At 61.9% G+C, this 13913-nt stretch carries 9 protein-coding genes and 1 tRNA gene; 7 read left to right on the top strand and 3 right to left on the bottom strand.

Annotated features, from left to right (window positions below):
• Positions 1-271: 271 nt before the first annotated feature.
• Together ACETPF_RS20650 and ACETPF_RS20655 are read right to left on the bottom strand one after the other, a co-directional pair.
• Positions 272-4936: an NAD-glutamate dehydrogenase gene (locus ACETPF_RS20650; RefSeq protein WP_373936500.1), complete on the bottom strand. Its 4665-nt coding sequence runs from the start codon at positions 4934-4936 to the stop codon at positions 272-274.
• A 243-nt stretch (positions 4937-5179) separates the two neighbouring features.
• The gene (locus tag ACETPF_RS20655) at positions 5180-6496 is read right to left on the bottom strand and encodes a PAS domain-containing protein (RefSeq protein ID WP_373936501.1); all 1317 of its coding nucleotides are present in this window, start codon (positions 6494-6496) and stop codon (positions 5180-5182) included.
• A 181-nt stretch (positions 6497-6677) separates the two neighbouring features.
• Here ACETPF_RS20655 and ACETPF_RS20660 point away from each other — a divergent pair.
• The 7 genes from ACETPF_RS20660 (at position 6678) to ACETPF_RS20690 (ending at position 13510) form a co-directional block, all read left to right on the top strand.
• Positions 6678-6753: transfer RNA gene (locus ACETPF_RS20660), tRNA-Thr, on the top strand.
• Between the two features lie 165 nt (positions 6754-6918).
• Positions 6919-8121, top strand: a complete 1203-nt coding sequence (locus ACETPF_RS20665) for a tyrosine-type recombinase/integrase (protein WP_373936502.1) — start codon at positions 6919-6921, stop codon at positions 8119-8121.
• A 274-nt stretch (positions 8122-8395) separates the two neighbouring features.
• Positions 8396-10159 (top strand): hypothetical protein, encoded by a 1764-nt coding sequence (locus ACETPF_RS20670; RefSeq protein WP_373936503.1) that lies wholly within the window; start codon positions 8396-8398, stop codon positions 10157-10159.
• Positions 10156-11823 carry a phospholipase D-like domain-containing protein gene (locus tag ACETPF_RS20675; RefSeq protein WP_373936504.1) on the top strand — a complete coding sequence of 556 codons (1668 nt, stop codon included), beginning with the start codon at positions 10156-10158 and terminating at the stop codon, positions 11821-11823. Before ACETPF_RS20670 ends, ACETPF_RS20675 begins: the two co-directional genes overlap by 4 nt.
• Positions 11824-11961: 138 nt before the next feature.
• Positions 11962-12276, top strand: coding sequence for a hypothetical protein (locus tag ACETPF_RS20680; protein ID WP_373936505.1), 315 nt, complete (start codon positions 11962-11964; stop codon positions 12274-12276).
• 176 nt (positions 12277-12452) lie between these two features.
• A complete protein-coding gene (locus tag ACETPF_RS20685; RefSeq protein ID WP_373936506.1) occupies positions 12453-12920 on the top strand; it encodes a mobile mystery protein A in 468 nt (155 codons plus the stop codon).
• Positions 12917-13510, top strand: coding sequence for a mobile mystery protein B (locus ACETPF_RS20690; protein WP_373936507.1), 594 nt, complete (start codon positions 12917-12919; stop codon positions 13508-13510). The genes ACETPF_RS20685 and ACETPF_RS20690 overlap by 4 nt, the downstream gene beginning before the upstream one ends.
• Positions 13511-13713: 203 nt before the next feature.
• Here the strand turns inward: ACETPF_RS20690 and ACETPF_RS20695 are convergent.
• A partial coding sequence (locus tag ACETPF_RS20695) for an IS3 family transposase (RefSeq protein WP_373936508.1) occupies positions 13714-13913 on the bottom strand: 200 nt, incomplete at its 5' end.

Here is a 13913-nt window from a genome sequence, read left to right on the forward strand (position 1 = left end):
ATAGGGTTTCGCCATGCCCGCTGGCCTCCATTCCCCAGCCGGCATCTTGAATCACATAATAGGCCCGAGCAAAACCCCTCTCGATTCAGCCTCACGTCATCTCGCTCTAGGCGCGTTAGCTCTGAACCACTCCGTTCGTCCTGAGTGCCATTGAGCGAAGTCGAAATGGCGTATCGAAGGACTGGGCCTTGGCACGAATGCTTCGATACGGGACTTCGACTTCGCTCAGTCCCTACTCAGCACGAACGGATCGGATAAAAAGCTCCATTAGCTATCGCCCCAACAGCCCGCGCGCCTGCCCGGCGATCTCGGCGAGCATGGCGACATTGGGCGTCGCCGCCGCCTTGGCGCGCTGGACGAGCGTGCGGAACTGGCGGATGCGCGAGCCCTTGGCCTTCAGCCATTCCTCGACATGGGCGGACACGTCCTTGCCCCCGCCATGCGCCAGGAAATCGAGCCGCACCTGCTGCATGTCGCGCGCGACGCCGGAGATGAGCAGCCGCTCCCACGGATCGCTCGGCTCCATCCGCGCGGCGGCGGACTGGACCCAGTCGATGCCGACTGCCTCGCCCAGATGGGTGAAGGCGCGCGTCAGCGCGATCTCGTCCACCTTCATCCGGCCCGCGAGCGCCGCGATGCCGACCCCGCCGTCCAGCTTGAACAGCAAAGCGGTGCGGTGCGCCAGCGTCTCCGGCGCGCCCAGCCCCGTCAGCCGATCGGTCACGGCGGCGGTGCGGCGCTGCGCCTCGCTGGTCAGCAGGTCGTCGACCTGCCCCGCGAGCTTGGACACGCCCGCTGACAGGATCGCATGGCCCTGCGCCGGTAAAGTGCCGGCGGGCAGGGCGCGCAATATGTCGGCGATCTGCGCCCGGACCCCGCTTGCAATGTCGCTGAACAGGGCGAGCCGCGCCCCCTCCGCCATGTCGGCGGCATCGATATCCTGCCATAGCGCGCGGATATCGTAGAGCCGCTCGGCGATCAGGAAGGCGTTGGCGAGGTCGGCGAGCGAGCAGCCTTCTTCCTCCGCCAGCTCGAACGGGTGGATGAGGCCGAGGCGATTGACGATGCGGTTGGCGACCTTGGTGGCGATGATCTCCTTCCGCAGCGCATGGGCGGCGATGGCGTCGGCTTCCTTCTCCTGCATCGCGGGCGGGAAGGCTGCCATCAGTTCGCCCGTCATGCTCTCGTCGCTGGCAAGCTCGCCATGCTCGATCGCGTCCTGAAGCGCGAGCTTCGCGGTGGAGAGCAGCACCGCCAGTTCGGGTCGGGTCAGCCCTTGCCCGTCCTGCGCGCGGCGCAGCAGCTGGTCGTTCGCCGCCAGCCCCTCCACCTGCCGGTCGAGCCGGCCCGATTCCTCGAACGTCTCGATCAGGCGGACATAGGAGGCGAGTTCGGCCGCACCGCCGGCTTCCGCGATCGAAAGGCCCAGCGCCTGGAGCCGGTTGTCCTCCAGCACGATGTCGCCGACCGCATCGGTCATGCTGACGAGCAGTTCGTTGCGCGCCTCGAAGGGCAGGCGGCCCTCGGCCATTTCCTTGTTGAGCGCGATCTTGATGTTTACTTCATTGTCGGAACAGTCGACGCCAGCGCTGTTGTCGATGAAGTCGGTGTTGATCCGCCCGCCCTTCAGCGAAAAGGCGATGCGCCCGGCCTGCGTCACGCCCAGGTTCGCGCCTTCGCCCACCACGCGCACGCGCAGCTGCTCGGCATTGACGCGCAGCCGGTCGTTGGCGGGATCGCCGACATCGCCATGGCTCTGGGCGGCGGCCTTCACATAGGTGCCGATGCCGCCGAACCAGAGCAGGTCGGCCGGCGCCTTCAGGATCGCCGAAATAAGCGCGGCCGGCTCCATCTCGGTCGCGGTGACATCGAGAATGGCCTGCATTTCGGGCGTCAAGGGGATGCTCTTGAGGCTGCGCGGGAAGACGCCGCCGCCCTTGGAGATCAGCGACTTGTCATAATCGTCCCAGCTCGACCGGGGGAGGGCGAACATGCGGTTGCGTTCTTCCCAGCTCTTCGCCGGATCGGGGGAGGGATCGAAGAAGATATGGCGATGGTCGAACGCCGCGACCAGCTTGATCGCCTTCGACAGCAGCATCCCGTTGCCGAACACGTCGCCCGACATGTCGCCGCAGCCCACGACGCTGACCGGCTCGCTCTGCACGTCGACGCCCATTTCGGCGAAGTGGCGCTGCACGCTGATCCACGCGCCGCGCGCGGTGATCCCCATCGCCTTGTGGTCGTAACCGTTGGACCCGCCGCTCGCGAAGGCGTCGCCCAGCCAGAAGCCGCGTTCCAGCGCGATCGCGTTGGCGACGTCGGAGAAGGTCGCCGTGCCCTTGTCGGCCGCGACGACGAAATAGGGGTCGTCGCCGTCATGCACGACGACTTCGGGGGGATGCTTCACCTTGTTCTTGACGATATTGTCAGTGACCGACAGCAAGGCGCGGATGAAGATGCGGTAGCTTTCGGTGCCCTCCGCCAGCCAGGCGTCTCTGTCGACCTGCGGGTTGGGCAACTGCTTGGGGTAGAAGCCGCCCTTCGCGCCCGTAGGCACGATGACGGCGTTCTTCACCCGCTGCGCCTTCATCAGGCCCAGTATCTCGGTGCGGAAATCGTCGCGCCGGTCGGACCAGCGCAGGCCCCCGCGCGCGACCGGCCCGGCGCGCAGGTGAATGCCCTCGACCCGCGGCGAATAGACCCAGATCTCGCGCCAGGGGAGAGGCGCGGGCAGGCCCGGCACCTGTGCGCTGTCGAGCTTGAACGCCAGCGCCTCGGCCGCCGCCTTGCCGAAGAAATTGGTCCGCAGCGTCGCTGTGATGACCGCGCGCAGCAGCCGCAGCACGCGATCCTCGTCGATCGCCGTCACCTGCTCCAGCCCCGCGTCGATCGCCGCCTGCGCTTCCGCCACGCGATCCTGCGCGCCGTCGCGCGCAGCGGGATCGTGCAGCGCTTCAAAGAGGGCGATGAGGTTGGCGGCGACGCCCTGCGCCTTGCGCAGCGTATCGGCGAAGGTCGCCATGCCATAGGCCACGCCCGCCTGCCGCAGATAGCGGTAGAGCGCGCGGAACAGCACAACGGCGCGGGGGGACAGGCCGGCGGTCACGATCAGTTCGTTGAACCGGTCATTTTCCGCCACGCCCTCCAACACCTGCGCGATCGCTTCGGTCACCACCGACGCGCGATCCACCACCGGCTGCGCCTGCGCGCCGGCGGGCAGTTCCAGCACGAAGCGCTGGACATGGCCGAGCGCGCCGCCATCGATGGCGGTCGTCATCTCCTCGATCACGCGGAAGCCGAAATTCTCGAACGCCGGCACGACCTCGGACAGGGCGATGGTCGCATGGCTGTAGAGTTTGAGCCGCAGCCGTTCGGCGATGTCCTCCGGGTTGCGGTAGATGCGGATCGACTTGTCATCCGGCCCGGCGAGGCCGTGGATCAGACGGATGTCGACCGCTGCCTCGGCCGGGCCAGCGCCATTGCGATAGGCGAGCGGGAAGCCGGGCGCATAACGCTGCGCCAGCGCGGCGGCGCGGCCGCCTTCCTCGCTCTGCGCCAGCGCTTCCTCGACCGCCGGCACCCAGCCGCGCACCATCTGCTGCAACTGGGTGTCGAGCGTGGCGGCGTCCGGCACCGTGCCGCCATCGCGCAGGTCGAGCGTGATGCGCAGCAGCGCAAGCCCGCCTTCCTCCAGCGCGATCGACCAGCTCAGCACCGGGCCGTTCGACGCCTTGGCCAGCATGTCCTGCACCGCAACGCGGCGAGCGGTGGACAGCTCGTCGCGCGGCAGCCACACGAAGGCGTACAGATGGCGGGCGAGCGCGCTCGTCGCCAGCGCCAGCTTGGGGCGCGGCCGGTCGGACAGCGACATGAAGGTCAGCGCCAGCCGCTCCAGCGTTTCGCGGTCGAAGCCGACGAGAATGTCGTGCGGCAGCGCGGTCAGCGCATGCGCCAGCGTCTTGCCGGCATGACCCAGCGGGTCAAAGCCGAACTTGTCCATCAGGCTCGACAGCGCCGAGCGCAGCAGCGGCACCTTGTCTGGCGCTGCGGCCAGCCCCGAACTGGTCCACATGCCGGCATGGATCGACAGCGCCGTCACCTCCCGGCCTTGGCGCACCGGCACGATGATGAGGTCGAGCAGGACGTTGCGATGGACCCGCGACAGCCGGCTCGACTTGATGATGAGCGGGACGCGCCGTCCTTCCTCGAACCACGCGAAGGCCCCCTCCAGCGAGACAGGCGCGACCAGCGGCCGGTCGAGCCGGGTGCAGATGCCGAGCTGCGCGCTGCTGGTCATGTCGCGGTGGACGATCTCATGCCCGGTCTGGGTGAAATGGCGCGCGAGGAACCAGCGCAGCAGCGCCGCGCCTTCCTCGTCGGGCACGGCGTCGGCGTCGGCCGCCATGGCGGTCTGCATCGCCGCCCAGTCGGTGACGGCCGCGCGCACGTCCGCCAGCGTTTCGGACAGCGATTTTTCGAGCGCGCGCCGGGCTTTGGCATCGGCGCGATCGGCCTCGATATAGATCATCGATTCGCGCCGCGCGCCCGGCGTGTCGTCGTCCAGGATCGCGGAGAGCGCGCCGTCCGCAGTGCGCTGCACCGACAGGACCGGGTGCAGCAGCCGGTGGATGGTGATGTCGGCGGCGGCAAGCGCGTTGCCGATCGAATCCACCAGGAACGGCATGTCGTCATTGACGATGGCGAGGCGCATGAAGCGCCCCGTCGCGCCTTCGCCCAGCGTTTCGATCGCGATGGCGGGCTGGCCGGGCTTGCGGCCATTGGCGACGCGGCCCAGGAAAGCGGCGGCGGCGGTCAGCGCGGCCGCGTCCAGCCCCTCGCTCTCGCCCGGCAGCGCGCCACGGCTCAGCGCCTGCTCCAGCGCCTGTCCGATGATCGTGTCGACTTCCTTGCTCTTCGCGTCCGCCAGGGCCGTCATTCGCTCCACCTCTCACTGCCTTCGCCGCAGGAGCGCTGGGTCGCTTGGGCTGTGCGACTCCCCGGCTTCGGGCGCCTATATGCGCCGGGCCTGCAAGCGGCTCAAGACGGAATAGGAAATAAAATTTCCAACTCTTGTAATATTATGATGCAGCGCAACACGGGTCCGGGCGCGTGGCGCGGACCGATCAGGCAGGGCCGTTATCCGTCAGCAAAGGGGCGTTGTCGAGCGCGAAAGCCAGCGTCAGCGCCGAGCGGCCACGATCACCTTGCGGCCAAGGTCCGTGCCCTCGGGCAGCGCCGCGATCAGCGCCAGGCTGCCGTCCGCCTCCCGCCGCGCGACGACTATGGCCAGGCCATCGACATCGGTCGGGACGCAGGTGGGATCGATCGGCGCGGCATCGCGGATCGCGGCGCGGGCCGTTTCCGCGCGATCCGGGCGGGCAGGGCGGTCGGCGCGGCGGCGGGCGCGCTCGTCGGCGACCAGCGCCTTGAGCCCGCCCTTATACTGCGCCAGATAATCGGCCAGTTCGCCGACACCCAGTCCCTGCGCCTGCGCGTGATCCAGCGCGGTCGCATATTCGGTGATGCGCGTCTTGTCATAGGTGGCGCCGAAAACCAGTTTGATGATCGCCGTCATGGGGCTGCGGGCCTGGCCCTTGATGCCATAATCGTGCAGCAGTTCGGCATAATCGTCCGGCCGCACCCGCGCCACCAGCGCGAAGTCGTGCGACAGGCTGACCGCGCGGTAGAGCGCCGCATGGCTGCGCGCCTCGCTGATCCGCACCCGCGCCGCGCCGTCGCGCGCGATCGCCAGCCAGTCGGCGAGCGAGGCGTCCTCCGCCGGGCATTCCATGCCGGCGAGGTCGAGTTCGTCGTCGTCTTCGTCGTCGGCGCCCTGGATGCCCAAAGAGCTGTCCAACTCGCTGTTCAAATGCGGCCCGTCGGCCCAGATCGGCGCGCTGCCATGCGGGGACGGCGCGGTGCGGAGCGCTTCGCCCACCTCCCGTTCCAGCGCCTCGGCTACCCCGCGGCTCGCCACTTCCTTCCAGTTGATGACGCCGAAGACGAAGTCGATCGTGTCGTCGTCGGACGAAAAGGGCATCAATATGCCGCGATACATGATCTCCGCGCCGCGCTGGTTGACGAACTCGGCCTCGAACCCGATCGGCGCGGCATTGGCGATGATCTGGAGATAATGGTCGGTCAGGCGCGAGAGCAGCGATCGCGCCGGCACGTCGTTGATATAGTCGATCGTCCCCTCGATCTCGCATTCCTGCCGCAGCGCGGTGCCCAGATAGACGATCGCCGGATTGTCCATCCCGGTCGAGAAATCCAGCAGCACTGCATTCGGCCCGAAATCCTCCAGATGGTCGGGCGTCAGATCCTCGATCGAGGGCAAGGCGCGGTCGCCGAGCAGCGACGCCCAGTAATTATAGGCGCGCACCTGCATCCGCCGTTCTTCGGACAGGGCGAACGGCGGCTCCTCCACCTCCAGCGCATCGACATCGTCGAAATCCTGCCGGTCGTTCGCGGCCTCATGCCCCCGCATCGTGTCCATCGCGCCATCCCGTCTTTCAAGAACCGCCACGAAATGCGGCCTCCCGCAGGGGACAGTGGCAGCGGATGGTAAAATTGCGGTAAAAATCCGGGCCGCAGGCTCTGGTGGAGCGGATTGCGCCGGCAAAGCGAAAATGCCCGCTTGTCCTGACCCCTAACCCTTGGTATCTGCCCGCTCCGACGCCGCTTTAGCTCAGTTGGTAGAGCATCGCATTCGTAATGCGAGGGTCACGTGTTCGAGTCACGTAAGCGGCACCACCTCCACCTTCGCTATTGACCGCTGAAGGTTGCTAAAACCTCGGAAATCTGCGATAAATTGCCTTGGCTTGGCCGCCAAGGTTCGCTGAAATTCGCCTGCAGCCGCGACGATTTGGGGGCCTTTTGTGGGGGCCTTCGCCAACCCCAAATTCGAAAGGCCCCCAAATGGCTCTGACAGAGACTGCGATCCGCGCCCTCAAACCCAAAGCCAAGGCTTACAGGGTTGCCGACGAGAAGGGCCTTTATCTGCTCGTGACACCCTCGGGCGGACGGCTTTGGCGAATGAAATTCCGCAATGGCGCCGGGGTCGAGAAGAAGCTAGCCTTGGGGTCCTATCCTGAATTGAAGCTCCGTGACGCTCGCGATGCCCGCGATACGGCCAGGGGGAGCCTGGCCAAAGGTATCGATCCGGCTGATCAGAAACGCCGCGACAAGATTGCTGCCAAGATCAGCGCACTGAACACCTTCAGCGCGGTCGCCAAAGCTTACATAGAGAAGAACCGGCGGGATGGGCTGGCGGCAGCGACGGTCCGCAAGCGCGAGTGGTTCCTGAGCCTGCTGCAAAAGAAGCTGGGCAACCGTCCGATTGTCCAGATCGAGCCAGTCGAGGTTCTGGAGGCTGTCCGGCCTTACGAAGCGTCCAAGAACGACGAGAAGGCTCACCGGACGCTCCAGTTCGCTGGCCAGGTGTTCCGGTTCGCGGTCGCCAACCAGTTAGCCAAGGTCGATCCGACCCGCGATCTGCGCGGCGCACTCGCCAGCCGCAAGCCGAAACATTTCGCTGCGATCCTCGACTCCCGGCGCGTGGGCGAACTGCTGCGCGTGATCGATGGCTATGAGGGATATCCAACAACCAAGTATGCGCTCCTGTTTTCGCCGCTGGTATTTGTCCGGCCAGGCGAACTGCGTCACGCGGAATGGCGGGAGATCGATCTCGACGAAGCGGTGTGGCGCATCCCTCCCGCAAAGATGAAGACCCGCCTCGAACACGCAGTGCCCTTATCCAGGCAGGCAATCGCTGTGCTGAAGGAGGCGAAGGCTTTCACCGGCGGCGGGAAGTATGTTTTCCCGTCGATCAGGACGCCGAAATCGCCGATGTCGGAGAACACGGTCAATGCAGCGTTGCGACGGCTCGGTTATACCGGCGACGAAATGACTGCTCACGGCTTTCGGGCCATGGCCAGCACCTTGCTCAACGAGTCGGGCAAATGGTCTCCCGATGCCATCGAAAGGGCATTGGCTCACAAGGACAAGGATGCCGTTCGGGCAGCTTACCATCGCGGTGCGCATTGGTCCGAACGCGTCGAGATGGCGCAATGGTGGGCCGATTACCTTGATCAGCTAAAGCGAGGTCAGGCCAACAATTGATGCCTCGACCAACCTATTCACTTCTAACTAAGAGAAGAGCGAGGGCGCTGTTTTAGCCCTTGCAGTCGGTCGTAAGCATAACCCGGAGCAACAACTGGCTACTGAAGCAAACGTGTCCGCAGGGCGTTCGAATCATCCAACGAATATAACCCGAATGGAGAAGCCTATCGTCAATCCCAGCTTCGACCAGCCGGGCGGCTTGAGGCAATATTGGAGCGAGCCAACGCGGAGGATTGTGTGATATCGTGAACCGTCTGAATTTGCTGGGGGTCATTTGCTAAATCTCAAGCGCCTTCCAACCGGTGTCGCGTTGCTCAATTGGAACAGCGAGCTGCCGTCATCGGGTACCGGCGATCCGCTGGGCATGACGCTTCGGGTTGGTGCACGCCTAGGCGCGGAATTGTTACATTGCATTACCTCGATCACGCCGCGTGCCCGCTATTATTCTTTTTTCCCATGGGCATTCCAGCGTGCCCAAGATCGAACGAGGGGCAAAGGCGACTTCGACCAGCTTATGCAGTTTGTCTTGATTGACGAAAGGGCAATGACGCTGGGTGCGGTCCTTCATCACGACGGCAATCCGTGTGAAGGTGGGTCTCTGCAGGGTTCCAATCGAGCGGTCGATCTTGCGGCGAATTCAAGTAAGCGCTCGATTGATCTTGGCCAATGGAGCCATCTGCGCGACAACACCAGTGGGTTCGCTGCGTACAAGGGGTCCCTGATCAATCTTGGCATTTTCGCGGAGAGCGCGAGCCCTGATACAGCCGACGATGAGGACGAAAACGACCAATCCAACAACCTGACCTCTGGCGAATTGTCCGCCAAGGGACGCAAATTAGCCACCGCCTTCGGTCAAGCGGTTGCGGGGACAGAATTTGTTAAAATGAGGCCAGCAGGCGGATCGATGGATCTGGATGTGCTCAAGGAATTCGGCGCCTCGGCAGGGCTGTGCGAATTGCGAGCGGCAGAGGAGTTCGACCTTTTACCATTGCGCGATCTGTTTTTCTCGACCGACAGCGACTCCCATCTTAATTCCCATTATCGGCGACGCATGAGCCTGCTGCTCCTTTTATGGGCGACTTTGGTCACAGCTGATGCAGGTGTGGAACTCGACGAGCGATCGTTCGGCGACTTGGCATACTATCGGATGATCTTCGACGAGGAAGACGAGGCAGTGTCGGTGGAATTGCTGCCTTCGCTGATCGATATATCTGAGCGCTGGCGCATTTTCCAGTTCCATAACTATCTGACAATCGCCCTAGAATCGCTGCTGGCCAGCTTTGTTCGTGCGATCCTAAATTACCCAGCCGGTAGGTCTGTCGCAGACGTAATTGAGGCGTTTGACAATGTCGAAGCAGCCGAAGTGCTCGGCGAGCTCTTCGGCGTAGAGTTTTCCGTCCCGTTCTTGGATCTTACCCCGGCCGCTTCCTTGGCGTTGCTGGCGATTGACGTTCCCGGTCAGACAAGCGGCGTTGCTGGTTCATCCGAGATTTTCGCATCAAATCCGTTCGTCGAACGATTTCTCCGTGACGCGTTGATCGAGCAGGACTTGGTTTCTGGGGCCGCGGGCGCGGCGGTCGCCGCTATGTTGCTATACTGCCTGATGCTTCGATACGATCTGACCGTTGCCGATGCCCATAAAGGATGGAACGCCCAGAAGGTATTCGATCCAAGTGCTGACGTCGCCATGCCAACGGTCGCGCGCATGCTCGCTTTGGATTTCGAAGACTGGCGGAACACGCCAAACCGGGAAATCTTGTATCGGGTTGTAAGCCGATTTGTGGTGCGTCAGCACGAAACAATGAGTTACGAAAAGGGGTTTGGCGGAAGTCCTCCGCTATTCCGAGTTGATGGCCCGATGGTCGTTGGGACGGGGCTCACTCGTGACGACGTGGATTCCGGAAACCCCCGATTCCCAAGCGCGATGCAGGTTTTGAGAGACTTGCGGCTGATCGACCGCGATCCGGAAAAAGGTCAATGCCTGACGCCGGATGGCCAGGAAATGCTCAACTTCCTTCTGGAGGACGTAGTTTCGTGACCGTCGATTTCCTTGAGTTCTTGAAGAAGATCAGGGGTAAGTTTGCGTTCGTTGCTACATATGATTTTGATTCGCACTTTTTCGAGCGGCGCATACTCCCCACTCCGGCGTTCGATGGCGCTACGGTGATCGTTTTCATCGACAATGACCGCTACCGGGACATCCTCGAAAACAACAAGCAGGGGCAAGGCTTCGATCGGAATTACTTCGTTATTCCTATCAGCAGAACTGGCGGAGTGTTCCATCCGAAATTGTACCTTTCGATAGGCGAAAAAAAGGTGTTTGCGTCGGTCGGCAGCAATAACTGCACATCTGCCGGAACAGGACATAACTTCGAGTTGATCTCGACGCTGGAGTCGTCGAGCGGCGACGATCGAAACGCAAATGCCCCCCTGATCGCTTCGATATTTCGTCAATTCCAGCGCTACGCCCAAGAAGCGGGGCCGGTGTCGAAGTGGCTGAAGAAGGATATATTCGATCGGCTCGAGAACGCCTTTTCTTGGCTAGGCGATGCCGATGTCAGCACACAAGACATCGAACTGCTCTCCAGTCACGATGGTCCGCTCTGGCCACAGATAGTCGCGCGCATGAGCAACACAGATGTTCGCAAGGTCGTGATGCTCGCCCCATTTTTCGACAGCAATCTTCGTATGGTTGAGCGGATAAGGGCGCTTTTCCCCACAGCGACCATCCAGATCGTCAGCCAGTCCGGTTATAGCAATCTACCGGTAGAGAGGTTTGTTGAGCTGCGCGATTCGATTGGAGATCTGGAACTGATTTCGGCCACATCGAAAAAGGCTGGGCGAAAGATGCACGCAAAGGCACTCGCCTTCCAAACACCAGAATCCACTTATTGGCTCGCCGGGAGCGCGAACATGTCCAATGCCGCTCTTTCTGGCGGCAATAGCGAGGCATGTCTCTGGTTCGCGACCAAACAGAACGCAGCCGGGGCGTTGAAGCAAGACGACCTGAAGTTTGCGAAGATTGAACCCGAAAGATTCATGTCTGTGGCGATCGATGAACCCGCCCCTCCGGTCCAGGAGCCTCACGGGTTGAAGCTGCAATCGCTTGTCCTGACCGAAGAAGGTCAGCTTCTGGCAACATCAGCGATACCCGCAGACGCGACTGACCTTTCATTGCGAATATTCAAACGTGGTGACACGCTGCCAACTCTCTCCTGGAACCTCGGCGTGGAGAAGGCTGATTTCGTCCTGGCACTGAAGGACGATGACCAAGCCAAGTTCGACCAGCCGGCAGTGGGTCAGCTTCGTGCCATGCTTTACGGTTGCGAAGTGAAGAGTCAGCTTTGTTCCGTAAAGCAACTGCCACGGTTGCTGCGCGATCGTGGAGGAGGGTCCGCCGCAGCTAATAGGCTGCAGAGAGTGATCGAAAGTGGCGACGGCCTTATTGAATACGTCGATGCTCTTGGCGGAATCGACGAGGCGATCGATTTCATCAACCGGACAAACATTCGGTTCCACGACGGTGCCATTTCGGGCAGTGGAGGTTTTGGGCGCTGGCGAGCGCGCGATCCTTTTTCGGGCGACGTTCCCGAACATTGGGCTATTGGGTCAAGCGGCGCGTCGGTCGCCGAACTGCGCGAAGCTATCTGGGAGTTTGTCCAGCGACATATCCGTACGCGCCTTGAACGGCATGTCGATTGAGGAAATCTGGGCGGGCTAGCAAATTTTCTCGATATCTTTCGTTCTGTCAGCCAATTCCTTTTGGCGTGGCATAACCGGCAGATAAACGACCAAGTTGTCATTTTTGCCCCCTTCGTCACGACAGGGCTGCAAGATATTTTGGCCACGCTGATCGGAGCTTTTGAAGATCAGTTGGAGCAACCAGGTTATGGCAGATCGATCATCGCTAGCCTCAGCGCCGACGAAGGGCTCGTCAGGGCGGAGCTGAACCGTCATCGAGTCCCTGCGATCGTCCGCGCCATTGTCGATGAGATCATTCGAACTCGCGCGATCTATCGGAAGCTACCGATATTCGATGCTTGGTCTCAAGCGAGACGAGACTGGGTTTCGAGCTGGATCGACGAAATGCAGCTCGAGGTCCCAGATGATGCCGATGTCATTGAAATCGGATCTGAATTGAGGATTACCGCGTAGAAGGATATGGCACGCGCCGTTGCGCCCACAAGCTCTGTCGCGGACGTTCGCCGCTCAAACTTCGAATGTCAATCACATAAAAGTGATCATAATGGTGTCATATGACCATTTATTAATGATCTTTATCCTTTGACAAAATCACTTATTTATGATCATAAATGCAGCGGAGGACTGCGATGATCAAGGATCGGCAAGCCGAACTGGCTCGAAAAAACCTCGACAGGAAGCTCGCCTTTCTGCGGGAACAAAGCCTCCCGCGTCCGCACGGGGGCTGGATACGCGCTATCCGCGATTCGCTGGGCATGACATCGCGCCAGCTCGCTAAGCGCATGGGCGTGGTGCAGTCGCGTATTGTCGCGCTGGAAAAGGCGGAGGCAACCGATGCCACTACCCTCAAATCCCTGCGAGAGGCAGCCGAGGCGCTCAACTGCCAGCTTGTTTACGCGCTCGTACCCAAGGCACCGCTCGACGAGATCGTGCGCGACCGTGCGGCAGCCAAAGCTCTCGATCAATTCGGCCCCGTTGCGCAGGGCATGATGCTTGAGAACCAGTCTCTCACCACGGGGCAGATGCATGAGGAACTTGAGCGCCTGACTGCCGAGATCCTGAATGAGCCGCTGCGCTATCTGTGGGAGGATGAATGACCGATCCTCTCTATGACGGTGAAGACGAAGCCAATACGCCGCTCGAAGCGGAAGAACGCGAACAGCTTATTCCGACCTACATCACCATCAGGGCTGAACTGAACGAAGCCGAGCAGGTCAACATCACCCGGGCCAGCCTCTGGCTCCGGCGCGCCCGCAACGTTGACGTGCTCGACGATGCATTCCTGCGTGATCTGCACAAACGGATGTTTGGCGAAGTCTGGAAGTGGGCAGGCCAGTATCGCAAGACTCCGCGCAATATCGGCATCGACGCCTACCGCATTCCCATGGCGGTGCGAGAGCTCGTCCAAGATGCGCGGTACTGGGTAGACAACGGCACCTTCCCGCCGGACGAGATTGCGATCCGCTTCTCCCACCGGCTGGTGTCCATACACCCATTCCCCAACGGCAATGGTCGGCACTCCCGCCTGGTCGCTGACCTGCTCGCAATGGAGCTTGGCCAGCCTCGCTTCACTTGGGGCAGGGCCAATTTGGTCGATCCAGGCGAAACCAGAAGAGCTTATGTCGCGGCGCTGAGGGCAGCGGATGGTGGCGAGATCGAGCCGCTGCTTGCTTTCGCAAGGTCATAGCCAGGCTCGCGAAATGCCAGAGCCATTTCCATTGGTCGATCAGAGCAAGCGTGTCAGCCTGGGCTGATCACAAAACGCACGCACCTCGCGCAAAGAAAGTCGGCAAAGGCCCGATACGACGTTGCGCCAAACGCAGCGCCCTATCTGCGATCGTGGCCGGGCGCTATGGACTTGTAACGGTTTTGCGCCGGTCACGTATCTCATTATGCTACCTTGGCCTCAAAGGCGAGCGGGCTGATGCCACCTAGATATGAATGGCGTCGGCGGGAATTGTAGAAGCCGTTGATGTACTGGAAGATGGCTGCCTCTGCTTGCCGCCGGGTTGGCCAACTCTGCCGCCAGATCATTTCCGCCTTCAGGGATTTGAAGAAGGTCTCGACAGCGGAGTTGTCGTAGCAATTGC

Source organism: Sphingobium agrisoli (assembly GCF_041877245.1).
Taxonomy (GTDB): domain Bacteria; phylum Pseudomonadota; class Alphaproteobacteria; order Sphingomonadales; family Sphingomonadaceae; genus Sphingobium.

What these genes read in the sequence shown, in the direction of transcription:
- ACETPF_RS20650 (WP_373936500.1), bottom strand. Translation starts at nt 4,936, where the DNA reads ATGACGGCCCTGGCGGACGCGAAGAGCAAGGAAGTCGACACGATCATC.
- ACETPF_RS20655 (WP_373936501.1), bottom strand. Translation starts at nt 6,496, where the DNA reads ATGGACACGATGCGGGGGCATGAGGCCGCGAACGACCGGCAGGATTTC.
- ACETPF_RS20665 (WP_373936502.1), top strand. Translation starts at nt 6,919, where the DNA reads ATGGCTCTGACAGAGACTGCGATCCGCGCCCTCAAACCCAAAGCCAAG.
- ACETPF_RS20685 (WP_373936506.1), top strand. Translation starts at nt 12,453, where the DNA reads ATGATCAAGGATCGGCAAGCCGAACTGGCTCGAAAAAACCTCGACAGG.
- ACETPF_RS20690 (WP_373936507.1), top strand. Translation starts at nt 12,917, where the DNA reads ATGACCGATCCTCTCTATGACGGTGAAGACGAAGCCAATACGCCGCTC.